At 68.5% G+C, this 24,184-nt stretch carries 18 protein-coding genes; 13 read left to right on the top strand and 5 right to left on the bottom strand.

From position 1 onward, the window contains the following. Positions 1-96: 96 nt before the first annotated feature. From B7R22_RS05975 to B7R22_RS05990, 4 genes are read left to right on the top strand one after another with little or no spacing between them, the layout of a single operon-like run. Positions 97-1,509: a cytochrome ubiquinol oxidase subunit I gene (locus B7R22_RS05975; RefSeq protein ID WP_116410874.1), complete on the top strand. Its 1,413-nt coding sequence runs from the start codon at positions 97-99 to the stop codon at positions 1,507-1,509. Further along, positions 1,509-2,567 (top strand): cytochrome d ubiquinol oxidase subunit II, encoded by a 1,059-nt coding sequence (cydB, locus tag B7R22_RS05980; RefSeq protein ID WP_116410875.1) that lies wholly within the window; start codon positions 1,509-1,511, stop codon positions 2,565-2,567. Before B7R22_RS05975 ends, cydB begins: the two co-directional genes overlap by 1 nt. Then, positions 2,564-4,333, top strand: a complete 1,770-nt coding sequence (cydD, locus tag B7R22_RS05985) for a thiol reductant ABC exporter subunit CydD (RefSeq protein WP_116410876.1) — start codon at positions 2,564-2,566, stop codon at positions 4,331-4,333. The genes cydB and cydD overlap by 4 nt, the downstream gene beginning before the upstream one ends. Next, positions 4,333-6,159, top strand: coding sequence for an amino acid ABC transporter ATP-binding/permease protein (locus tag B7R22_RS05990; RefSeq protein WP_116410877.1), 1,827 nt, complete (start codon positions 4,333-4,335; stop codon positions 6,157-6,159). The genes cydD and B7R22_RS05990 overlap by 1 nt, the downstream gene beginning before the upstream one ends. A 177-nt stretch (positions 6,160-6,336) precedes the next feature. Here the strand turns inward: B7R22_RS05990 and B7R22_RS19140 are convergent, their stop codons facing one another. Next, entirely contained in the window at positions 6,337-7,344 is a 1,008-nt protein-coding gene (locus B7R22_RS19140; RefSeq protein WP_172582240.1) for an aminotransferase class IV, read from the bottom strand. A gap of 283 nt (positions 7,345-7,627) precedes the next feature. On the opposite strand from B7R22_RS19140, the gene leuS reads away from it, so the two are divergent. The 4 genes from leuS to holA all read left to right on the top strand — a co-directional run bounded on the left by leuS (position 7,628) and on the right by holA (position 15,046). After that, positions 7,628-10,129 (top strand): leucine--tRNA ligase, encoded by a 2,502-nt coding sequence (gene leuS / locus B7R22_RS06005; protein WP_437184137.1) that lies wholly within the window; start codon positions 7,628-7,630, stop codon positions 10,127-10,129. A gap of 63 nt (positions 10,130-10,192) precedes the next feature. Continuing rightward, on the top strand, positions 10,193-11,230 hold the full coding sequence (locus B7R22_RS06010) for a helix-hairpin-helix domain-containing protein (RefSeq protein WP_253258908.1): 1,038 nt from the start codon (positions 10,193-10,195) through the stop codon (positions 11,228-11,230). After that, entirely contained in the window at positions 11,227-13,962 is a 2,736-nt protein-coding gene (locus B7R22_RS06015) for a ComEC/Rec2 family competence protein (RefSeq protein ID WP_116410880.1), read from the top strand. Before B7R22_RS06010 ends, B7R22_RS06015 begins: the two co-directional genes overlap by 4 nt. Positions 13,963-14,065: 103 nt before the next feature. After that, complete coding sequence (gene holA / locus B7R22_RS06020; protein WP_116410933.1) at positions 14,066-15,046, top strand: DNA polymerase III subunit delta; 981 nt, start codon at positions 14,066-14,068, stop codon at positions 15,044-15,046. Positions 15,047-15,460: 414 nt separating this feature from the next. Here holA and rpsT read toward each other — a convergent pair whose 3' ends face one another. Further along, positions 15,461-15,724 (bottom strand): 30S ribosomal protein S20, encoded by a 264-nt coding sequence (rpsT, locus tag B7R22_RS06025; RefSeq protein WP_116410881.1) that lies wholly within the window; start codon positions 15,722-15,724, stop codon positions 15,461-15,463. A 187-nt stretch (positions 15,725-15,911) separates the two neighbouring features. On the opposite strand from rpsT, the gene B7R22_RS06030 reads away from it, so the two are divergent. Beyond that, on the top strand, positions 15,912-17,060 hold the full coding sequence (locus B7R22_RS06030) for a pyridoxal phosphate-dependent aminotransferase (RefSeq protein ID WP_116410882.1): 1,149 nt from the start codon (positions 15,912-15,914) through the stop codon (positions 17,058-17,060). 107 nt (positions 17,061-17,167) lie between these two features. Here the strand turns inward: B7R22_RS06030 and B7R22_RS06035 are convergent, their stop codons facing one another. Continuing rightward, positions 17,168-18,079 carry an NAD-dependent epimerase/dehydratase family protein gene (locus B7R22_RS06035; protein WP_116410883.1) on the bottom strand — a complete coding sequence of 304 codons (912 nt, stop codon included), beginning with the start codon at positions 18,077-18,079 and terminating at the stop codon, positions 17,168-17,170. A 152-nt stretch (positions 18,080-18,231) separates the two neighbouring features. Here B7R22_RS06035 and lepA point away from each other — a divergent pair, with 152 nt between their 5' ends. Genes lepA through B7R22_RS06050 form a run of 3 tightly spaced genes read left to right on the top strand, consistent with a single transcriptional unit; the run spans position 18,232 to position 22,064 of the window. Beyond that, entirely contained in the window at positions 18,232-20,082 is a 1,851-nt protein-coding gene (gene lepA / locus B7R22_RS06040) for a translation elongation factor 4 (RefSeq protein WP_116410884.1), read from the top strand. Positions 20,083-20,090: 8 nt separating this feature from the next. Then, positions 20,091-20,759, top strand: coding sequence for a DUF1990 family protein (locus B7R22_RS06045; protein ID WP_116410885.1), 669 nt, complete (start codon positions 20,091-20,093; stop codon positions 20,757-20,759). Between the two features lie 12 nt (positions 20,760-20,771). Further along, complete coding sequence (locus B7R22_RS06050; protein ID WP_116410886.1) at positions 20,772-22,064, top strand: coproporphyrinogen-III oxidase family protein; 1,293 nt, start codon at positions 20,772-20,774, stop codon at positions 22,062-22,064. A gap of 9 nt (positions 22,065-22,073) precedes the next feature. Here the strand turns inward: B7R22_RS06050 and B7R22_RS06055 are convergent, their stop codons facing one another. Both B7R22_RS06055 and B7R22_RS06060 read right to left on the bottom strand, forming a co-directional pair. Next, positions 22,074-22,478, bottom strand: a complete 405-nt coding sequence (locus B7R22_RS06055; protein WP_367379179.1) for a DUF4870 domain-containing protein — start codon at positions 22,476-22,478, stop codon at positions 22,074-22,076. Positions 22,479-22,537: 59 nt separating this feature from the next. Further along, positions 22,538-22,942: a DUF4870 domain-containing protein gene (locus B7R22_RS06060; RefSeq protein ID WP_253258909.1), complete on the bottom strand. Its 405-nt coding sequence runs from the start codon at positions 22,940-22,942 to the stop codon at positions 22,538-22,540. A 169-nt stretch (positions 22,943-23,111) separates the two neighbouring features. Between B7R22_RS06060 and hrcA the strand changes: the two genes are divergently transcribed. Then, on the top strand, positions 23,112-24,134 hold the full coding sequence (hrcA, locus tag B7R22_RS06065; protein ID WP_116410887.1) for a heat-inducible transcriptional repressor HrcA: 1,023 nt from the start codon (positions 23,112-23,114) through the stop codon (positions 24,132-24,134). Positions 24,135-24,184: the final 50 nt, after the last annotated feature.

Consider the following 24,184-nt stretch of genomic DNA (forward strand, 5'->3'; position numbering starts at 1 on the left):
CTTTTTCCTGCGTGTTCTACGCAAGGTAGAAAAACAGTTCTACACTCGGTAGAAGAAGAACTTCTACACACCGTAGAAAATCACCGTGGAGGACTCGTGAACGACTGGCTCGACCCGCTGCTGCTCTCCCGCTGGCAGTTCGGGCTCACCACGATCTACCACTTCCTGTTCGTGCCGCTCACGATCGGCCTGGCCCTGACGGTCGCCCTCTTCCAGACCGCCTGGGTGCGCACCGGGCATGCCAAATACCTGCAGATCACCAAGTTCTTCGGCAAGATCTTCCTCATCAACTTCGCGATGGGCGTGGTGACCGGCATCGTGCAGGAGTTCCAGTTCGGCATGAACTGGTCGGACTACTCCCGCTTCGTCGGCGACGTCTTCGGCGCCCCGCTCGCCCTCGAGGGGCTGCTCGCGTTCTTTCTCGAGGCGACGTTCATCGGCCTGTGGATCTTCGGCTGGGACCGCCTGCCGAAGAAACTCCACCTCGCGACCATCTGGGTCACCGCGCTGGCGAGCATCCTGAGCGCCTATTTCATCATCGCGGCGAACTCGTTCATGCAGAACCCGGTCGGCTACCAGATCAACGAGGCGAAGGGGCGCGCCGAGCTCACCGACATCTGGGCGCTGCTGACGAACAAGGTGGCGCTGGCTGCGTTCCCGCACACGATCTTCGCGTGTTTCATGGTCTCGGCCGCCCTGATCGTCTGCGCAGCCGCCTGGCACCTCTCCCGCAACCAGCACTTCGACACGATGCGCCCCGCCCTGAAGTTCGGGCTCTGGATGATGGTGATTGCGGGCACGCTGACCTTCCTCTCGGGTGATCAGCTGGGACTCGCGATGGTCGAGACCCAGCCGATGAAGATGGCGGCGGCCGAGGCGCTCTACAACACCTCCACCGGCGCGAACGCCTCGTTCTCGATCTTCACCCTGGGTACGCCCGACGGCGTGAGCGAGCTGTTCTCGATCCGGATCCCGTATCTGCTGTCGTTCCTCTCGACGCACACGTTCGACGGCACCGTCGAGGGCATCAACGACCTGCAGGCGCAGTATACGCAGTTGTACGGCCCCGGCGACTACACGCCGACCATCTGGGTCACCTACTGGGCGTTCCGCTACATGATCGCCTTCGGCGTTCTCGCGGTCATGACCGCCGTCGGCGGCCTCTGGTTCACGCGCAAGGGCCGGATGCCGAGGAAGCGCTGGATCTGGAAGGTCGCCATCTGGTCGATGCCGCTGCCGCTGGCCGCAATGATCGTCGGCTGGGTCTTCACCGAGATGGGACGGCAGCCGTGGATCGTGTTCAGCCTGCTGAAGACCCGGGACGCGGTGTCGCCGAACACGACGGGCCTCGAGGTGCTGATCTCGCTGATCGCGTTCACGCTGGTCTACGGCACGCTCGCGGTGGTCGAATTCCGGCTGATCAAGAAGGCCATCCAGAAAGGCCCGGAAGAAGCGCCGACACCCGACGCCGAGTCGGGCGAGATCAAGCACGAAGCGACGGTGTACTGATGGACCTCCCCACCCTCTGGTTCGGCCTGCTGGCCTTCTTCTTCATCGGGTACTTCGTGCTCGACGGCTTCGACTTCGGCGTCGGCATGTCGATCCCGTTTCTCGGTCGCGACGCCCGCGGCCCGAACGACACCGATCGCCGCGTGCTGATCAACACGATCGGCCCGATCTGGGATCTCAACGAGACCTGGGTCATCGTGGCGGGCGCGGCCATGTTCGCGGCCTTCCCCGAGTGGTACGCCACGCTGTTCAGCGGTTTCTACCTGATCTTCCTGGTCATCCTGCTGGCGCTCATCCTCCGCGGGGTCTCGTTCGAGTACCGGCACCAGCGCCCCGAGATCGCCTGGAAGCGCCGCTTCGACCGGATGATCGTGGTCGGCTCCGCCGTGCCCGCCTTCCTCTGGGGGCTCGTCTTCGCGAACGTCGTGCGCGGGGTGTCGCTCGACGCGGGCTTCAACTACACCGGAACCGTCTTCGACCTCTTCTCGCCCTACGCCGTGCTCGGCGGGCTGACGACGCTGCTGCTGTTCTTCACGCACGGCGTCGTGTTCGTGTCGCTGAAGACGGAGGGGCCGATCCGGGAGCGGGCCCGGCAACTGGCCAGCCGTTCGGGCCTGCTCACGATCCTTGTCGCCGCCGTTTTCCTTGTCTGGACGACAGTGTCGTTCGGATCGGTCTGGTCGGGCATCCTGTCGGGCGTCGCCGCGGTCACGCTCATCGCCGGCTGGCTCGCGAACCAGCGGAAGGCCGAAGGCTGGTCGTTCACCTTCCTCGCGGCCACGATCGCCTTCGCCGTGCTGTCGCTGTTCGTCTCGCTCGTTCCTGACGTGATGCCCGCGACCAACGACCCCGCGAACAGCCTGACGATCGCGAACGCGTCGTCGTCGGGGTACACGCTCACGCTGATGAGCTGGGTGGCGCTCGTGTTCGTGCCGCTGATCCTCGCGTACCAGGCGTTCACGTACTGGGTGTTCCGCAAACGGGTCAGTCGCGCATCCATCACCGGGGCACCGGAGCCGTCAGCACCGGATGTCGCGGGGCCGAAGGTGTCAGCGTGAAACCCGTCGACCCTCGGCTGCTGCGGTACGCGGCATCCGCCCGCCGGTTCTTCGGGCTGGGGGCGCTGCTCGCGCTCCTCCAGACCGGCTGCATCGTGGCGTTCGCGTGGCTGGTGAGCTCGGTGGTGGTGTCCGCGATCGGCGGCGCCTCGCTGACGGCTCTCGCAGGCTCGCTGTCGGCGCTCGTCGGCGTGATCGCGCTCCGCTCTGTGCTCGTCTGGCTCATGGAACTGAACGCCGCCCGGGGAGCGGCAAAGGTCAAGAGCGAGCTGCGGCAGACGGTGCTGGCGTCGCTCGTGCGGCTCGGCCCGGGCTGGCTGTCGGGGCGCAACACCGTCGAGGTGACCACCGTGACGACGACGGGTCTGGATGCGCTCGACACGTACTTCTCGAAGTACCTGCCCCAGCTGATCCTGACGGCGCTCGCGACCCCTGTGCTCGTGCTGGTGCTGTTCGCGTCGGATGTCACCAGCGGGGTCATCGTCGTGCTGACGCTGCCCCTGGTGCCGGTGTTCATGATCCTGATCGGCTGGGCGACCGAGGCTCTGCAGAAGAAGCAGTGGCAGAGCCTCGGAGCGCTGTCGACGGGGTTCCTCGACGTGGTCGAGGGGCTGTCGACGCTGAAGGTGTTCGGGCGCGAGAAGCGGCAGGCGGCGCGCATCCGCGTCGTGACGGAGGAATACCGCTCGAGCACTCTGAAGGTGCTGAGGGTGTCGTTCCTCAGCGGATTCGCCCTCGAGATGGCGGCGAGCCTCTCGGTCGCGCTGGTCGCCGTGGCGGTGGGGCTGCGCCTCGTCGGCGGGGATCTCGGGCTCGGAGTGGGACTGTTCGTGCTGATGCTGGCGCCCGAGGCGTTCCTGCCGCTCAGGCAGGTCGGGGCGGCCTACCACGCGGCTGCCGACGGGGTGGCGGCGACGGATGCGGTGTTCGAGATGATCGCCGCCGGCCCCGGCCTCACCGCATCGGGCGTGAGACTGCTTCGGACACGTGAGACCGGCGCGTGCGTCTCATCTGTCCGCAAGGGTCTCACGAGCGGTGGCAGGCGCGGCGGGGCCTCGCTGACGGGGGTGTCGGTGCGGTACGGGGAGCCGGGGGCGGAGCGGTTTGCGGTGCGCGACTTCTCCGTCGAACTCCGGCCGGGCACGCTGACCGTGCTCACCGGTCCGAGCGGGGCCGGGAAGTCGAGCGTGCTTGCCGCGATGCTCGGCTTCGTGCCGCACACCGGCACCGTTCTGGCGGCCCCCATCGCGTGGGCGGGGCAGCGGCCCGGACTGCTGTCGGACACCGTCGCGTCGAACGTGGCGCTGGGCAGCGACCATCCATCGTCTGCACTTGTGTCGCGGGCCCTCGCGCTCGCGGCTGCCGACGACATCGACCCCGCGCTGGTGCTCGGAGTGAACGGATCGGGTCTCTCCGGGGGCCAGGCCCAGCGCGTCGCGGTCGCCCGTGCGGTCTACCGTCTCATCGAGCAGGACTGCGGAGTGCTCCTCCTCGACGAGCCCAGCTCGGCCCTCGACGCGGCGACCGAGCAGCGGATGATCGCGGGCATCCGCTCCCTCGCCGCTGGCACGGGTGCCGCGGTGCTCGTGGTGTCGCACCGCGCGGCATTCGCGCGGGCGGCCGACCGCGTGATCGAACTGTCGGCGCCCGTGCAGGGGCCCGACCGCACCGCCGACGATTCCCGCGCCGGCGCCGGCGCCGGCCCCGCGGCCGCCACCCCCACCTCGGCCGCCACCTCGTCACATCTCACCGGGGCGGTGCGCTGATGCGCACGGCCGACGTCCTGCGGCTCGCCCAGCCCGCCCCGCGCGCGCTCGCGCCGGCGCTCGCCTTCGGGCTGCTCAGCGCGCTCTCGACCGTTGCGCTCCTCGCCACCTCCGCATACCTCATTGCGCGCGCAGCCGAGCAGCCGCCGATCCTGTACCTCTCGATCGCGATCGTCGGTGTTCGCGGATTCGCCCTGGCCCGGGCATCCTTCCGCTACCTCGACCGGCTCGCGGGCCACGGTGCGGCGTTCCGCGCGCTGGCGACGCTGCGGGTTGCCATCTACGACCGCATCGTGCCGCTCGCCCCCGCCGGGCTCGCCGGCACACGCCGCGGTGACCTTCTCGCGCGCCTGGTCGGCGATGTGGACGAGCTGCAGAACCTGCTGCTCCGCGTCGTGCAGCCGCTGGTGACCTCCTTGCTCGTGTCTGCGCTCGCCGTGGTGGGGGTCGCGCTGCTGCTGCCTGCGGCCGGACTAGCGCTGGCCGTTGCCCTGCTCCTCGCGCTCCTCGCGGGCACACTCGTCAACTCACGCATCGCCGGAGCTGCCGAACGCGAGCTCGCGCCCCTCCGCGGCCGTTTTTCTGACGAGACACTGGACGTCATCGGCAACCTCGACGTTCTCGTCGCCTTCGGAGCGGTGGATGATCGGCTCGCCCACCTCGAAGCCACCGATCGGCGGCTCACGCGGTCGGCCACCAGCCGTGCCGCCGGTGCCGGAGCCACCGCCGCGATCGTCTCCCTCCTGGCGGGCCTTGCCACGGTCGCGGCGCTCGTCGTGGGCATCCCGGCGCTCGGCCCCGCCGTGATCACGGGCAGCGCCGCAGCGGATGCCTCGGGCCTCTTCAGCGGCACCTCCGGCTCGGGCCTGACCGGTCCGATCCTCGCCGTGCTCGCGCTGGTGCCGATCGCGGTGTTCGAGGTCTTCTCGGCCGTCCCCCTCGCGGCGGGAGCCTGGCGCCAGGTGCACGCCAGCGCGGCCCGCGTCGCGTCCGCGCTGCCCGACACCCTCCCGCCCGAGGTCCCGGCCTCCTGGCCCGCCGCGCTGTCGCCCGCCGCGCTGCCGGATGCCCTTCCGGGCGCCGACCACGCGGAGTCCGGCGAACGCGTCGCGCCGGTCATCCGTCTCGAGCGTATGTCCGCACGATGGCCGAACCGTGTCGCCCCGCTCGACCGGCCCGCCCCGCTTGACCGGCCCGTCCCGACCACCTCGACTGCCGTGGCCGCCCGTGGCGGAACGGCTGCGGCACTCCGCGATGTCAGCGTCACCATCCGGCCGGGGGAGCGGCTGCTCGTCACCGGGCCGAGTGGCAGCGGCAAGACGACGCTCGCCTTCGTGCTCGTGCGGTTCCTCGAGCACAGCGGCACATTCACGCTCGACGGCGTCGACGTGCGCACGCTCGCCCCCGAGGTCGTGCGTCAGACGATCGGACTCTGCGAGCAGACCCCGTACATCTTTGATGCGAACATCCGGCAGAACCTCCTGTTCGCCAGGGAGACCGCCTCAGACGACGACCTGCTCGCCGTGCTCGACCGGGTCGGACTCGCCACCTGGGCCGCCGACCGCGGCGGACTCGACGCGGCGCTCGGCCAGCACGGAGCGCTCGTTTCGGGCGGCGAAGCGCAGCGCATTGCGCTCGCGCGCGTGCTGCTCGCCGACTTCCCGGTCGTCGTGCTCGACGAGCCGACCGCGAACGTCGACCCGGCCCGCGCGGACGCCCTGCTGCGCGACCTGATCGCCGCCGCCGGCCCCGACCGCTCCGTCGTGCTGATCTCGCACACGGATGTCCCGCCCGACCTCATCACCGAGCGTCTCCGCCTCGGCTGACCATCCGTCACCATCGCTCGCCGTCACCACGGAATGCACTCAGCCCCACCGGTGCCGTATCCGCCACGGATCGGCCCAGCGCATTCCGCGCACGAGAACCGACACGGTTTCGAGCATCCTCTCCAGTATCTGCGGAGGATCTCTAGAACTGTGTCGATTCGACTGCTCCGCAGTGGGTCAGTCCGCGAGGGGGCGCGCCAGCGCCCCGAGCCGCCGCTGCCAGAGGGCCGCGCGCCCGGGCGAGGCCGCGACGGAAGGCCCGCCGTGCCACGCGGTCACCACGCGGATCCCATGCAGCGCGTTCACGGCCCACACCTCCGTGCCGGCCAGGTCGGCGGGTGTGGCACGCTCCTCCGAGACGGTCACGCCGAGAGCCGCGGCGAGCACGCGCACCGATTTCGCGGTGACACTGTCCACGCGCACGAGGTCGGCGGGCGGCGCGTAGAGAGTGTCGCCCCGCCACCACAGCAGCGCCGTCGTTGTTCCGTCGATGATCTCCCCGTCGGGGCCGAGCAGCACCAGGTCGTCGATGCCGTCGGCACGCGCCGCGTCGCGAAGGGCGGTGAGGGCGTCGAGGTCGGGGCCCTTCCGGCTCGGGATGCTCCGCGGCTCGGGCCCGTCGTGTGTCCGCAGCACGGCGGAGGCCGCGAGCGGCGGAGCGAGCCGCATCAACAGCGACAGCCGCCACCGTGCCGCGCCCGAACCCGATCCGGAGCCGGCGGCACCGCCTGCGCCAGCGGATGCCGCACCCTCGCCACCCGCCGCGCCGCCCCCGCCAGCGGATGCCGCACCGCCACCCGCCGCACCGCCACCCGCCGCACCGCCACCCGCCGCACCGCCACCCGCTAGACCGTCGCCCGCGCCACCCGCCGCACCGTCGCCGACCCGGCTCAGTTCCACCCGCGGGAACCACCGGTGCACCGGCGGAATCGCGCCGAGCGCCGCCTCCCAGAACGCCGCGAGCAGCGTCTCGTTCCCGAATCCGGCTACCGCCGCCGAGGCGAAGAACCGGGCCCGGTGCAGATCGATGGCCCGTGCCCGCCCGGAGTCGACCAGCCACGAGTCAGCGACCTCGAGGTGCCGTCGGGCATCCATCAGCCCAGCGGCAGCGACCAGCGATCCGTCACGGAACACGAAGCGACGAGAGCCGCCCGAACCGGCGGCAGCAGCAGCAGACGTAGTCATGATCAGTTCACCGTAGCAACAGCGAGCCGCAGACAGGTTCAGTACAATTGACTGTTGGAGACGCGGGCACCCGAACCGCCTCCGCAAGGCCGCACTGTGCGGTCGTTCCCCGACGATTGAGACTCACGTGACTATCGAACGCGATTCCGCTGCGCGCGGCGCCGAAGACGACGCAACAGGCACCACCAACACCGACGCAACTCCCGCCGCGAACACCGCAACGAACACCGACGCAGCACCCGATTCCGCCCGCTACGACTTCGAGGCCCTCCAGAACAAGTGGCTGCCGGTCTGGGACGAGTCGGAGCCGTTCCGCACCGATCTGACGAACGACAAGCGCCCGCGCAAATACATCCTCGACATGTTCCCGTACCCCTCTGGCGACCTGCACATGGGGCACGCTGAGGCCTACGCACTTGGCGACGTGATCTCGCGTTACTGGCGCCACCAGGGTTTCAACGTGTTGCACCCGATCGGCTGGGACTCATTCGGCCTGCCCGCCGAGAACGCCGCGATCAAGCGCCAGATCGACCCGCGCGAGTGGACGTACGCGAACATCGACCAGCAGAAGGCCAGCTTCCGCCGGTACGCCGGCTCGTTCGACTGGAGCCGGGAGCTGCACACCAGCGACCCCGAGTATTATAAGTGGAACCAGTGGCTGTTCCTGAAGCTCTATGAGAAGGGCCTGGCGTACCGCAAGTCGAGCTGGGTCAATTGGGACCCGGTAGACCAGACCGTGCTGGCGAACGAGCAGGTTCTGCCCGACGGAACATCCGAACGCTCGGGCGCCGTCGTTGTGAAGAAGAAGCTCACCCAGTGGTACTTCAAGATCACCGACTATGCGGACCGCCTGCTCGACGACCTGAAGCAGCTCGAGGGCACGTGGCCGGCGAAAGTCATCGCCATGCAGCGCAACTGGATCGGCCGCTCCATCGGCACCGATGTCGACTTCGCCATCGAGGGCCGCGACGCGCCGGTGACGGTCTTCACGACGCGCCCCGACACGCTCCACGGCGCGACCTTCATGGTCATCGCGCCCGAGTCCGAGCTCGCCGCCGAGCTGATCGCCGATCCGTCGGTGTCGGATGCCGCGCGCACACACTTCACGGAGTACCTGACCGAGGTGCAGAAGAGCACGGAGCTCGAACGCCAGGCCACCGACCGGCCGAAGACCGGCGTCTTCATGGAGCGGTACGCGGTCAACCCGGTCAGCGGTGAACGTCTTCCCGTCTGGGCGGCCGACTACGTGCTCGCCGACTACGGAACCGGCACAGTCATGGCGGTTCCGGCGCACGACCAGCGCGACCTCGACTTCGCCCGGGCGTTCTCCCTGCCCGTTCGCGTCGTGCTCGATACGAACCAGCCGGTCACGGGGGCCATCCCGATCCTCATCGACGGCGAGCTGCCGGATGACCTGCCGCCGCTCGACCCTGCATCCACCGGCAAGGCGCTGACCGGCGACGGGCGCCTGATCAACTCGGGCGCGCTCGACGGGCTGAGCAAGAACAAGGCGATCGCGCGGGTCATCGAGCAACTGGAGGCCGCCGGATCGGGTCGTGCCGCCAAGAACTACCGGCTCAGGGACTGGCTGATCTCACGCCAGCGCTACTGGGGAACGCCGATTCCGATCATCCACGGAGCCGACGGCGCAGAGATCCCCGTGCCCGAAGACCAGCTGCCCGTACTGCTGCCGCCGACAGAGGGCCTGAACCTGCAGCCGAAGGGCACCTCGCCCCTCGGTGCCGCAACGGACTGGGTGAACGTGCCCGACCCGCGTGACGGTTCGCCGGCTCTTCGCGACGCTGACACCATGGACACCTTCGTCGACAGTTCGTGGTACTTTCTGCGCTTCCTCTCCCCGAACGATGACACGAAGGCGTTCGACCCGCGCGAGGTCGACAAGTGGGCGCCCGTCGACCAGTACGTCGGCGGCGTGACGCACGCGATCCTGCACCTGCTCTATGCGCGCTTCATCACGAAGGTGCTGTTCGACCTCGGCTACGTCTCCTTCACCGAGCCGTTCAGCGCGCTGCTGAACCAGGGCATGGTGCTGATGGAGGGCTCGGCGATGTCGAAGTCGAAGGGCAACATCGTTCGCCTCAGCGACCAGCTCGACGAACACGGTGTCGACGCGGTGCGCCTCACGATGGCGTTCGCGGGCCCACCCGAAGACGACATCGACTGGGCGGATGTCTCGCCCGCGGGCTCGGCGAAGTTCCTGGCCCGCGCATGGCGGCTGTCGGGTGACGTCACGTCGCTGCCGTCGGTGAACTGGCGGGACGGCGATGTCTCGCTCCGCCGCATCACGCACCGGTTCCTGGCCGAGGCCCCCGGCCTGGTGGAGGCGTTCAAGTTCAACGTCGTCGTCGCGCGGATCATGGAGCTCACGAACGCGGCCCGCAAAGCGATCGACAGCGGACCCGGCGGCGGCGACCCCGCGGTTCGCGAGGCGGTCGAGACGATCGCGCTCGGCTTGTCGCTGTTCGCGCCGTACACCGCTGAGGACATGTGGGAACGCCTCGGCTACCCACCCTCGATCTCGGCGTACGGCTGGCGCGGCGCCGACCCGGCGCTCCTCACAGAGGAGTCGGTGACGGCCGTCGTGCAGGTCGACGGCAAGGTACGGGCGCGTCTCGAGGTCTCGCCGAAGATCTCGGGCGATGAACTCGAGAAGCTGGCGCGGTCGTCTGAGGCGGTCGTGCGCTTCCTCGGGGATCGCGAGATCGTGAACGTGATCGTGCGCGCACCGAAGATCGTCAACATTGCCACAAAGGCGCGTTCGTAGAAGTTCTCCACAGATTCGGGGCCGGGCGGATGCTTGGCCCTTTCTGTTTCGTACGGTCGGTGCATGCGCGATGTGCCTGGTGTCACCGAGGAGTTTGAGCGGCCCGTGGGGGCCGGGCGGACTCTGCCTCGCGAGCGCTCCGGGCGGGCTGCGGGGGAGAGGCGGTCTCTGTCGGGCGCGCGCTCCGGGGAGTCTGCTTCGGTTTGGTCGAGCCTTGCGGAGAGGTCTGGCCGTGAGGCACCTGCCGAGGCTGAGCCGCGGCTGCGGCCGCTGCCGTGGGAGATCGAGGAGCCGCCTCGCGAGGAGGAGCCTGCCGGGAAGTCCCGGTTGCGGATCGGTGTGGGCGCCGCCATCGTGCTGGTGATCGCGACTCTTGTGTGTGCGGTGGTCGTATCCATGATGGCGGGGCGCGGCCGGGTCGATGTTGTCGCGCTGCCGACGGGGGGTGTCTCCGCTGCGGCCGGTGCCAGCGGAGCCAGCGGTGCCGACGGTTCCGCCGGTGCGGGCAGTGCGGGCTCCGGAGCTCCGGGCACGGGTGCCTCGGGCTCGGGTGGGTCCGCTGACGGCTCGTCGAGCGCTGCCACCGGGTCGCCGGGTTCCGCTGCGAACCCGGCGTCAACGGGCCGCGCGGCCGCGCCGATCCTTGTACATGTGCTCGGTGCTGTCGCGCATCCGGGGCTCTTCGAACTCCATCCCGGCGACCGGGTGATCGACGCGGTCTCCGCCGCCGGCGGGTTCACGGCGACGGCCGACCAGGGCCAGCAGAACCTGGCCCGCGTCCTGGCCGACGGGGAGCAGCTGGTCGTGCCCGAGCAGGGGGCTTGTTCACCGCCTCGCCCGGCCGGGGGCGGTGGGGCGGTAACCGGACCGGGAACAGGGGCGGCCGCCGGTGCCGGGGGTGCTCCCGTCGCGCTCGTCAACGTGAACACCGCCGACCAGGCGACGCTCGAGACCCTTCCGCACGTCGGGCCGGCCATGGCCCAGCGCATCATCGCCTGGCGAACCGAGAACGGGCGGTTCACTCAGGTCGACGACCTGAAGAACGTGTCGGGCATCGGCGACAAGACGTTCGAGGTCCTGGCGCCCCTGGTGACGGTATGAAGCGGCCCGTGCATGGTGTCGCCGACCTCCGCCTCGTCATTCCTTCTGCGTGCTGCTGGCTGGTGGGAGGCCTGCTCATCGGGGTGCCGCGGCCTCTGCTTCCCGACCTCGCCGGGTGGTGCGCAGCCGGGCTCTTCGGGGCAGCCGCTCTGCTGGTCATCCTGGTGCTGCTGGTCTCGCGCGAACCGCCTCGTCGACGGTGCGCCGGACGTCGGAGAGGCCGCGCGCTTCGGGCCGGCCGCGCCCTTCGCGCCGGGCATGCGCTTCGCGCCGCCCGCGCCCTCCATGCCCGGCAGGCGTTCTACAGCGCGCTGCGCCGGGCGGCGGGAGCGATCACACTGATCGCCCTCTGTTGCGCGGCTGGCGGGCTCGTCGCGGCTTGCCTCGCCGCACAGCTTCCGGCACGGGAACCCGTCTCCCTCGCGCCGCTGTTCGCGCACACCGTCCGGGTGCGGTTGACAGTCACCTCAGCGCCGGTCGCCACCACGGTCACCCCATCCCCGTTCGGCCGGGCCTTGGTATCGAGCGCTGGCCGAGACCCCGCGACCGGGTCCTCGTTCCGGTTCAACGCGACAGCCTCGGCCGTTCGCTCCGGAACCACCGCGCTCCAGGCGCAGATGCCCGTTCTGGTCTTCGTGCAGAATGCATCCGACTCACCCGCACCCGAGATCGGCGAGCAACTCGAGACATCGGGAACCCTGAAGCCGACGGATCCCGGCGGGAGCGTCGTCGCCCTGTTCTATACCGACAGAGTACCGCTGCTCGCCGAGCCTGCGCCGTGGTACCTCGGCTGGGCGAACGGTCTCCGCGGCTCGTTCCGTCAGAGTGCCGCCGGGCTGCCCGGCGACGGCGGAGAACTCGTTCCGGGTCTCGCCATCGGCGACGTCAGCCTTGTCAGCGACGATCTCGACGCCCAGATGACCGCCAGCGGTCTCAGCCACCTCACCGCGGTCTCGGGAGCGAATTGCGCCATCGTCGTCGCGGCCATCATGCTCCTCGGAGGGGTGGCCGGGTTGTCGCGGCGTGGCCGGATCGTGCTCTCGCTCGCTGTCATGACGGCCTTCGTCGTGCTCGTCACGCCGTCGTCGAGTGTGCTCCGCGCCGCGGTGATGGCGACCATCGTGCTCATCACGCTTGCGTCGGGGCGGCCTCCGAAAGGTCTGCCGGCGCTAGGCCTGGCAACGATCATCCTGCTCGCCTGCGATCCCTGGCTCGCCCGCAACTACGGCCTTGCGCTGTCCGTGCTCGCCACCGCGGGTCTACTCGTACTGGCGAGGCCGCTCAGCGCCCGACTGTCGAAGTGGATGCCCGCCAGCCTGTCACTCGTCATCGCCGTCCCTCTGGCGGCGCAGCTGGCCTGTCAGCCTGTTCTCATCCTCCTCTCGCCGACGATCTCCACATACAGCGTCGCCGCCAACCTGCTCGCAGAACCCGCCGCGCCGGTCGCGACGGTTCTCGGGCTGATCTCGTGCATCGTGGCTGCGGTGGTCCCGTCCGTCGCCCCGGTCGGCGCTTGGCTCACGTGGGTTCCAGCATCGTGGATCGCGGGCGTCGCACGGTTCTTCGCCACGGCACCCGGCAGCAGCCTGCCCTGGCCGCCGGGTGCTGCCGGGATTCTGCTCGTGCTGGTGACCAGTGCTGCAGCACTCATCCTGCTGCTGGTACGGCCAGGGAGCGCGCGCTCCGCGCTCGGCAGGCCAGGCGACGCTGACCCCGGCCGTCGTGATCGACGTGACCGTCGTGATCGACGTGACCGTCATGATCAGCGTGGTCAGCGTGGTCAGCGTGGTCCGCGTGGCGGGCTCCGCGGGTATGCGACCCGAGACCGGCGTCACGCCGTGCGCTTCTTCGCGGGCGCTGTTCTTCTTCTCACCGTGGCCGGCTACCTCGGCTCGACGCTGTCCAGCACCCTCCTCCCGGCGAACAGCTGGCCACCGGACTGGCAGATCGCCGCCTGCGACATTGGGCAGGGTGACGCGGTCGTCATCCGGAGCGAGCAGCCGGGGCAGCCCGACCGGTTCGCCCTGGTGGACGTCGGCCCCGACCCTGCTCTCCTTACGGTCTGTCTCAACGAACTCGACATCACCGAGCTGGATCTGCTCGTTCTGACTCACTACGACCTCGACCATGTCGGCGGGCTCAGCGCGGTGATCGGGCGTGTGTCCACGGTGCTGATGGGGCCCGCCGCAGATGCCGGCGACGAAAGGATGGCAGCCACCCTCACGGCGGGCGGAGCCGATGTGCGCCAGGCGCGTCGCGGTGACTCCGGGATGCTCGGCGACATCGGCTGGAAGGTGTTGTGGCCGCAGGTGGACACGCTCCTCCGTGGCAACGACGCGAGCGTCACCGTGCAGTTCTCCGGGGAGATCGACTCGATTTTCCTGGGCGATCTCGGGGAGGATTCGCAGCGGCTGCTCGCGCATACCAGCGCCCTCACGGGGCTGCCGGGCGATGCGCTTCCCGACGAAGACGTCGTCAAGGTCGCACATCACGGCAGCGCCGACCAGAGCGAGTCGCTCTATCAGGCGCTCCGGGCGGAGGTCGGTCTGGTGTCCGTCGGAGCAGGCAACAGGTACGGGCATCCGACCGACCGCCTGCTCGGGATTCTCGCCCGTGCCGGCACGGCGGCGTATCGCACCGACCTTTTGGGGATGATCGTGCTGGCGCCGTGCCCGGAGGGGATCATCGTGTGGTCGGAGGGTCAGGCTAGGGTTGAAGCCAGAAAGAAGTGAGGGTGTTGTGGCTGCTGTGAGAGGGTCACGGTCGGGTTCGGCTCGTGGCGGTTCGGGTGGCGGAGGGGCCACCAAGGGGTCATCGAAGGCACCCGCCCCGGTCATCCCGCAACTCTCCTGGGAGCAGATCCGGCCGGCCTCGGTCGTGCTCGTCTCGGGCACAGAGACATTCCTCGCGGAGCGCGCGATCCGGCAGTTGCGCGATCTGCTGAAGGCCGAAGACCCGAGCCTCGAGATCGTCGACATCGACGCCTCCGGCTACGCGCCCGGCGAGCTCCTCACCATGGCGAGTCCGTCGCTGTTCGGGGAACCCCGGATGATCAGGGTGTCCGCCGTCGAGAAGTGCACCGACGCGTTCATCGCGGAGACGGTCGAGTACCTTGGGTATCCGGCCGACGACACGACCGTGGTGCTCCGGCACGGCGGCGGTGTGCGGGGCAAACGCCTGCTCGACGCCGTTCGCGCGAGTACGGGCGACGTCGTCGAGGTGGTCTGCGCAATACTGAAGAAGGACTCGGAGCGCTACGACTTCGCGGTGGCCGAGTTCAAGGCCGCTGGCCGACGGGTCACGCCGAGCGCCGTGCGCGCGTTGGTCTCCGCCTTCACCGACGACCTCGCCGAACTGTCGAGCGCCTGCGGCCAGCTCATCGCCGACACCAGCGACGAGATCACGGAGGTCACCGTCGACAAGTACTATTCCGGGCGGGTGGAGACGAACGCCTTCGCGGTGGCAGACAGCGCGATCGCTGGTCACTACGGCGAGGCGCTGACGCTCCTGAGGCACGCCCTCGCCACGGGTGCCGACCCGGTTCCGATGGTGGCCGCCTTCGCGATGAAGCTCCGCACGATGGCCAAGGTGCTCGGCTCCCGGGGCGGCGGTGGGCAGCTCGCGGGCCAGCTCGGCCTTGCCCCGTGGCAGATCGACCGGGCACGGCGCGACCTCCAGGGCTGGACGGGCGAGGGCCTCGGCCGCAGCATCCAGATCCTGGCCGAGACCGACGAGAACATCAAGGGCGGCAGCCGCGACCCCGTCTACTCCCTCGAGCGGATGATCGCCACCATCGCCTCCCGCGGCGAGCGCTGAACCCCCTCCACCCGCTGACCCCCTCCGTTCACCCGCCGCGCGCCGCCCGCCCCGCCCGCCGCGCGCCGGCCCTGCGCCACGCCACGCCCGCCGCGCGCCGGCCATGCGCCACGCCCCGCCCCGCCCGCCACGCTCCGCCCGCGCGCACCCACCTCCCGCGCGCCCCACTCGCCGGCCGTCAGCTCCGTGCACAATTCAGGCATATGGCGTCGCCGTGGATGGGTGGTCGACGGCGGCGCCCCATGCCTGAATTGCCGCGCACCGGGCCGATGACGAGCCTCCGCCGCGCGGCAGATCCGAACCCACACGCAAGCACCAGACAGCTACCCCTCCCCGAAGCGCAGAAAGGCCCCGCCGAGGCGGGGCCTTTCGAAGCTGGTACAGCGGCGCGCGAGAAGCGCGCGCGGAGCGAGACTAGCTCAGCGCAGCGACCGACTTGCTGATCGACGACTTGCGGTTCGCAGCCTGGTTCTTGTGGATGACACCCTTGCTGGCAGCCTTGTCGAGCTTCTTGCTCGCCAGGGTCAGCGCAGCGGCGGCCTTCTCCTTGTCGCCGGCGGCAACGCTCGACTTGACGGCGCGGATGGCCGTCTTCAGCTCGCTCTTCACGGCTTTGTTGCGCTCGTGGGCCTTGGCGTTGGTGCCGATGCGCTTGATCTGGGACTTGATGTTTGCCACTGAACTACCCTCTGTATCTGTTGGTCTGTAAATGTTCGACGTGATGAATCGCAGCCCGCGCAGACGAATAACCGAATCACAGCATTGGAACGGCGGTGAATTGGAGCGTCTCGGGCGCGGCTACGGAAGCCAAGGGTCAACGTTACCAGTAGCCAGCGTGAACGACAAACATACTAGCGTTGTGGGCATGCCCAGTCTTGCTGCCCACATGGACTCCGTCCCGCCTTCCGGCATCCGGCGCATCTTCGAGCTTGCGCAGTCGCTCGACGATGTCGTGTTCCTGGCGGTCGGCGAACCGGATGTGGCGGTCGCGCCGCACATCCTCGAAGCGGCGGAGCGTGCCTGGCAGGCCGATGACACCGACTACACCCCGAACGGCGGCATCCCCGAGCTCCGCGAGGCCATCGTCGCCAAACTCGGTGCGCAGAACGGCATCAGCGTCGACACCGAGCAGGTCTGGGTGACGAACGGCGGCATGCACGCCCTCTACCTCGCAATGACGCTGGCGCTCGGTCCGGGTGAGGAGGTGCTCATCCCCGATCCCGGCTACTCGACGTTCGCCATGAATGCACGGATGATCTCCGCCGTGCCGGTGCCCTACACCCTGAAGCGTTCCAACGACTTCCTCCCCGACCTCGACGAACTCGAACGCCTGGTCAGCGACCGCACGCGGATGATCATCATCAACTCCCCGTCGAACCCTCTCGGTGCGATCTTTCCGAAGCCGGTCATCCAGAGTCTGCTGGCATTTGCGAAGAAGCACGACCTCTGGATCCTCAGCGACGAGGTCTACGAGTGCTTCACATACGGAGCCCTGCACACGAGCGTCGCCTCGCTTGACACCGACGACCGGGTCTTCTCCGTCTTCTCGCTCTCGAAAACGTATGCCCTGACCGGAGCACGGATCGGGTACCTCGTGACCCCGCCCGGCATGGCCGCCCTGATGCGTTCGGCGCAGGAGGCCATGATCAGCTGCATCAACACCCCCACCCAGCGTGCGGCGGTCGCCGCCATCACCGGCCCGCAGGAGCACGTCGTCGCTGCGGCGGCCCACTACCGCGAGAACCTCGGAGTGGCGACGCGCCTGCTCGATGAACTCGGCATCCGCTATCTCGAGCCGTCCGGTGCCTTCTATCTGTGGGTGGATGTCTCGTACGCGACGAATGGCGACGTCGCCGAATGGGCGGAACGGTTCCTGCTCGAGCAGCGCGTGGCCGTCGCCCCGGGCAGTGCGTTCGGCCGCCACGGCGAGGGCTGGATCCGCCTGTGCGTGGCCGCCTCCCCGCACGACATCGAGACGGGCATCCGTCGCCTGCCGCTCCCACCTCGCGCCTGAAGCCGCTCCGCCCCCCCTCGCCCGCCACATCGACTCACCGAAAACTGTCGCTATCGAAGCTGTTTACCGACAGTTTTCGGTGGGTCGATTGGTCAGGCCGAGACGGGTCAGCCCGCGTAGGAGCCGGTGCGCAGTTCGTCGAGCAGCGATGGGCCCTTCGGCTCCCAACCGAGGTCGCGGCGTGCGGCCGATCCCGTGGCCTGCTGGTCGAGCAGCAGCGCCTCGGCAAAAGGCTTGCCGAGCATCTCGTACGTCTCCTCGTCGGTCGACGGCGAGACGCGGCCCTCGAGCCCGGCAGCGGTCGCGGCCGCCTCGCCGAGCTGGCGCACGGTGGGGTTCTCCCCGCCCACACCGAGGTAGACGCTCCCTGCCGCCGCGCGATCGAACGCAAGGATGTAGAGCGCGGCGAGATCGTCGACGAACACCGTGCTCCAGTGCTGGTCCCCGCTGCCGATCAGCTTGAGCGACGATTCGCCCGCCGCGCCGGTCTCACCGGAGACGACGGTCGTGCGTGGCGCCTGCGCGAGCATGTTCGGGATGCCCTGGCCGTAGCCGTAGACGATTCCGGGCATGATCAGGGTCGTCTTCACCCCTTCGGCGTCCAGTACCCGCTTTTCGATGGCTCCGCGCCAGGCAGTGATCGCCGGCGGATCCTGTGGCGAGGACTCGGTCAACTCGGCACCGTTGCCGAGAACCCAGATGCCGCCGGTGTGCATGTACGGCTTGTCGCTGCCCTCGAGACCGGCGAAGACGGCGGTGACGAGGGCGTCGTCGATGGCGGCGCTGGTCTCGTCGCCGGGGGAGGCGACATGGATCACCCCGTCGCTCTGGCGCGCCTGCTCCTCGAGCAACCGTGTGTCGGTGATGTCGCCGACCACAGCGTGCGCTCCGAGCTCGCTCACGGCGGCCGCTTTCTCGCCCGAGCGGACGAGCGCCGTCACGTCCCGCCCGTCGGCCAGGAGCTGGCGGAGGATTGCTGAACCTACAAAGCCGGTCGCGCCGGTCAGAAAGATCGTCATGCCGTGATTCAACTCGTCCACAGGCCAGAGATTCCCGCCCGCTCTCCACAGGATCGGAGGCCGGGAGCCGCCGGGCGCTTCTGTCTCGTAAACTTCTGTGAGCACATCGCCAGCATCACCCGCAGCAGAACCGTCACAACCATGAGGAACGCGTGAGCCCCAGAGCAGTACAGGAACTCCAGCCGGCGTCGACCGACCCCGCGTTCATCCGCAACTTCTGCATCATCGCGCACATCGACCACGGCAAGTCGACCCTGGCCGACCGTATGCTGCAGATCACCGGCGTGGTCAGCGATCGCGACATGCGCGCCCAGTACCTCGACCGCATGGACATCGAGCGCGAGCGCGGCATCACCATCAAGAGCCAGGCCGTGCGCATGCCCTGGGCCCAGAACGGCCAGACCTACGCGCTCAATATGATCGACACCCCCGGCCACGTCGACTTCACCTACGAGGTCAGCCGTTCGCTGGCGGCCTGCGAGGGCGCGATCCTGCTGGTGGATGCCGCACAGGGCATCGAGGCGCAGACCCTCGCCAATCTCTACCTCGCCCTCGACAACGACCTGAAGATCATTCCGGTGCTCAACAAGATCGACCTCCCGGCCGCCGACCCCGACAAGTACGCCGAAGAACTCGCCGGCCTCATCGGTGGCAGGGCTGAAGACGTGCTGCGGGTCAGCGGCAAGACCGGAATGGGCGTCGAGGAGCTGCTCGACCTCGTCGTGCAGAGCATCCCGGCACCGGTGGGCGACATCGACGCGCCGCCCCGCGCGATGATCTTCGACTCGGTCTACGACGCCTACCGCGGCGTGATCACGTACGTGCGCATGATCGACGGCAAGCTCACGCCACGCGAGAAGATCATGATGATGAGCACCAAGTCCACCCACGAGGTGCTCGAGATCGGTGTGAGCTCTCCCGAGCCCACGCCCAGCAAGGGCCTGGCCGTCGGCGAGGTCGGCTACCTGATCACCGGTGTGAAGGATGTCCGGCTGTCGAAGGTGGGCGACACAGTCACCACGCACCTCCGCCCGGCGACGGTCGCGCTGAAGGGGTACTCCGAGCCGAAGCCGATGGTGTTCTCGGGGCTCTACCCGATCGACGGCTCCGACTATCCGATCCTCCGCGAAGCGCTCGACAAGCTGAAGCTCAGCGATGCTGCCCTCGTGTACGAACCGGAGACCTCCGTGGCGCTCGGTTTCGGCTTCCGTTGCGGATTCCTCGGGCTGCTGCACCTCGAGATCATCACCGAACGCCTCGAACGCGAGTTCAACCTCGACCTCATCGCCACTGCCCCGAGCGTGATCTACGAGGTGACCACCGACGACAGGAAGACGGTGACCGTCACGAACCCGAGCGAGTTCCCCGGCGGCAAGATCAAGAGTGTCAGCGAGCCCATGGTGAAGGCGTCGATCCTGGCGCCCAAGGACTACGTCGGCACGATCATGGAGCTCTGCCAGGGTCGGCGCGGCAGCCTCGACGGCATGGAGTATGTCGGTACCGACCGGGTCGAGCTGCACTACCACATGCCCCTCGGCGAGATCGTGTTCGACTTCTTCGACCACCTCAAGAGCCGCACGCAGGGCTACGCGAGTCTCGACTACGAGCCCATCGGTGAGCAGGAGGCCGACCTCGTGAAGGTCGACATCCTGTTGCAGGGTGAGGCGGTCGACGCCTTCAGCGCGATCGTGCACAGGGACAAGGCGTACGCCTACGGCGTGCTGATGACGGAACGGCTGAAGAAGCTGATCCCGCGCCAGCAGTTCGACGTGCCCATCCAGGCAGCCATCGGCGCCCGCATCATCGCGCGCGAGTCGATCAGCGCGATCCGCAAAGACGTTCTCGCCAAGTGCTATGGCGGTGACATCACCCGGAAGCGAAAACTGCTGGAGAAGCAGAAAGAGGGCAAGAAGCGCATGAAGATGGTGGGCCGCGTGGAGGTTCCGCAGGAGGCGTTCATCGCTGCCCTCAGCGGTGACACCGAGACGAAAGACAAGAAGTAGAGCCGGCCATGCCGACTGAGGAACGCCGCACTAGAGCCACCCACAGTGGGCAGGCGCTGACCTATGCCGCCATCGGGGCGAGCCAGGCAGACGACCTGATGTACTACCCGCCGAAGGGGTTCAAGCCCTTCCAGGCGCGGGCGCGGCTCGGCTCGGGAGACGAACGGTTCCAGTCGGCGGCCGAGGCGATCCTCACGTGGGGCATCCAGCGCGGCAGCGGCATGACGGTCCAGAACATCGAACTGCCGGTCTCGAGCGACACCGACTACGTCGGGCTCGTCTACGACTCGAGCGGCCTGCCGATCTCCCCACGCCAGCCCGATGAGGGTCACGTCTACACCGAAGACGGCACTCCGCACGTGTCGCCGGGCGTCACCGCCGAACTCGTCGTGCACGTGTTCGGAGTCAGGTTCACCGCACCGGTGCGTGTGGTGTCGGTGACGACGGATGCCCACCGGGTCGGTTTCGCGTACGGCACGCTCCCCGGGCATCCGGAGATCGGCGAGGAGAGCTTCATGGTGGAGCAGCACGACGACGGCGCGGTCTGGCTGGTCATCCGCAGCTTCTCGCGCCCCAGCACGTGGTACTACTGGCTGGGCACCCCGTTCGTGCGGTGGCAGCAACGAAAGGCCACCCGGCAGTACCTCCGCGCCCTGCTCCCGGCCCGCACGGCATGACGGCCGGCATCCGTGGGTAGCGCGCTTCCGCTCGGCGATCCCGCGCCGCTCGACGGACTGCTGCCGCCGTCGGTCGTCGAACTCAGCCACGAGCATCCATTCGGGGTGTACCTGCACGTACCGTTCTGCCGCGTGCGATGCGGGTACTGCGACTTCAACACCTACACCTCGAGCGAGCTGCGCGGGGTGAAGCAGGTCGACTACGCCGGCCAGGCCGTTCTCGAGGTCGGTCTCGCCGCGACGGTGCTGAAGAACTCGGGTGTGACGGATCGGCCCGTCTCGACCGTCTTCTTCGGCGGTGGAACGCCGACCCTCCTGCCGAGCGCGCAGCTCATCCAGATGTTGCGCTCGGTCGACGACGCCTGGGGCCTGGCACCGGGCGCCGAGGTCACGACAGAGGCGAACCCCGACTCGGTGGACGCCCGCTACCTCACCGAACTCGCCGAAGCCGGGTTCACCCGCGTGAGCTTCGGCATGCAGTCCGCCGTGCCGCATGTGCTCAAGACCCTCGACCGCACCCACGACCCCGAGCGGGTGCCCGAAGTGGTGCGCTGGGCGCGCGACGCGGGTCTGCAGGTGAGCGTCGACCTCATCTACGGCACGCCCGGCGAGTCGCTCGGCGACTGGGAACGCTCGCTCGACTCGGCGCTGGCGATGGAGCCCGACCATCTCTCCGCCTATGCCCTGATCGTCGAGCAGGGCACGAAGCTCGCCCGCCAGATCAGGTCGGGCGTGTATCCCGTGCCCGACGACGACCTCGAGGCCGACATGTACGAGCTGGCGGATGCCCGGCTCGCCTCAGCCGGCTACGACTGGTACGAGGTGAGCAACTGGGCGCGCTCCGCCCCCGAAACGTCGGCGGCCGCAGCCACCGCACCGGGCGCAGCCGCGCTCACGGGCCCCGCCACTCCCACAAGCGAGTTCCGTTCCCGCCACAACCTCGCCTACTGGCAGGGCCACGACTGGTGGGGAATCGGCCCCGGCGCGCACAGCCACATCGGCGGCACCCGCTGGTGGAATGTGAAGCACCCCGCCGCCTACGCCGAACGCATCCTCGGCGGGCACTCGCCCGCCGCCGGGCGGGAGACGCCCGACGCCGAGTCGCGCGAGATCGAGCGCGTGCTGCTTCTGGCGCGCATCCGGTCCGGCCTGCCGATCGCGAGCCTCGCCCCGGATGCCCGCCAGCAGATCGCGAGCCTCATCGCCGACGGCTTCATCGACGGAAGAGCCGCCCTCCGCGGCTCTGTCGAACTGACGCTGCGGGGGCGGCTCCTGGCCGACGCTGTGGTGCGCCGGCTCACCTAGCTGCTGTGATTACTTGATGAACTGGATCGCGCACCACTTCGGGTAGGTGTAGCCCTCACCCTTGTTGGCGGCGATCGCGGCGATGATCGCAAACACGATGCTGATGATCCAGACCGCGAGCACGATGACGGCGCCGATCAGCACGATCGTCAGGATGTAACCCACGATGTATCCGATCAGGATGGTCAGCTGGAAGTTCAGAGCCGTCTTGGTGTGCTCACGGATGAATTCGCCGCGATCCTTCAGCACCAGGTAGCCGATCAGAGCTGGCAGGAAGCCGAAGATGATGCCGCCGACGTGGATGAGTGTCGACCAGAGGCGCTGGTCCTCCGGGCGCATCGGTGCCACAGCTGGGTAGCCGGGAGATGCGGGCGGGGGAGTGGGCGGGCCTTGGGGAGGGAAGTCGCTCGACATGGGTGAAGCCTTTCGTTGGGGAACGTTCGGGAACGTCCGGTCAGGGGGGGAGGGGGGTGTTACGTGATCCAGCGGTAGTTGATGGGGTAGCGGTAGCTGCCGCCGCCGTTCACCCGCATCCCGCCGATGATGGCGAAGACCAGGTTGACGATGACGACGGCCCAGATGACGAGGCCGACGAGGAGGCCGAGGATCCCGCCCACGAAGGGGATGAAGCCGAGGATGGTCGCCAGAACGTTCAGCACGATGATCGCTGCCGTGACATTGATCGTCCAGTTGAGCGCTTCTGTGCTCTCCTGCCGAACCTGGCGGCCCCTGTCCTTGAAGACGAGATGGATGACCAGCGCGGGCACGAGGGGGATGATGTTGCCGAAATGGGAGAGACTAGCCCAGAGCTTGTCGTCTTCAGCAGACAGCGGGGCTGCGGGCTGCGGGGCAGATGGGGATTCGATCGGATCGGACACCGGGATCTCCTAACTGGACACGGATAACCACAAGATAGCGTCAGCCGCCCACGTGGGGCAATGATTTTTGCTCAGCGTGTCGCGGTCAGGGATGCCTCACCCCTCCCGGCGATATATAATTGGCACTCTGATCACGGGAGTGCTAAGCCGGTCGAGGAAGGTGGGCGTCATGGTCTCCGAACGCAGCCTCGAGGTTCTGCGCGTCATCGTGCACGACTACGTCGAGTCGCGCGAACCGGTCGGATCGAAGTCGATCGTCGACCGCCACTCCTTCGGAGTCTCCGCAGCGACCATCCGCAACGACATGGCCCTCCTCGAGGAGGAGGAGCTGATCACCGCGCCCCACACCTCCTCGGGGCGCATCCCGACCGACAAGGGGTACCGGCTCTTCGTCGACCACCTGTCGGATCTGAAGCCCCTGACCACCGCCCAACGCCAGGCGATCGAGACGTTCCTCGGGTCGTCCGTCGACCTCGACGATGTGCTCGCCCGCACCGTGCGCCTGCTCTCGCAGCTCACCCAACAGGTCGCGATGGTGCAGTACCCGTCGCTGTCGACCGCGAAGGTGCGGCACATCGAAGTGGTCGCCCTCACGCCGTTCCGGCTGCTGACGGTGGTCATCACCGACACCGGGCACGTCGAGCAGCGCATCGTCGAGGTTCCGACAGAGGTCGACGACGACTTCCTCGCCGAACTCCGAACGAGAGCCAACGCATCGGCGTCCGGCCTCGGCCTCGACGCCGCCGCCGCGCGGCTCGCCGAGTTCAGCGACCAGTTCGTGCCCGAGCGACAGGCCGCCGTTGCCGCTGTGAGCAGGGCGCTCATCGAACAGGTCACCGCGAACCGGCAGGAGAAGCTCATCATCGCCGGGGCCGCGAATCTCGTGCGCACGGAGGGCGATTTCGCCGGCAGCATCCTCCCCGTGCTCGAGGCGGTCGAGGAGCAGGTGGTGCTCCTCCGCCTGTTCAGCGAGATGCAGGCCGACCAGCACGGCATGTCGGTGCGGATCGGCCGGGAGAACGCGTCGTTCGGCCTGTCCGAGACCTCGGTGCTCGCGAGCGGCTACAGCGGCGCCGGTTCGGCGGTTGCACGGCTGGGTGTGCTCGGCCCGACGCGCATGGACTACTCCACGAACATCCAGGCCGTGCGGGCAGTCGCCCGGTACCTCTCGAAGAGCCTGGGCGAGAACTGACGCCCGCCCCTCCCGACTTTTCACCTCCATTCACCAAACAAAGGAGAAGC

It is taken from the genome of Subtercola boreus, from assembly GCF_003399635.1.
Lineage (GTDB): Bacteria > Actinomycetota > Actinomycetes > Actinomycetales > Microbacteriaceae > Subtercola > Subtercola boreus_B.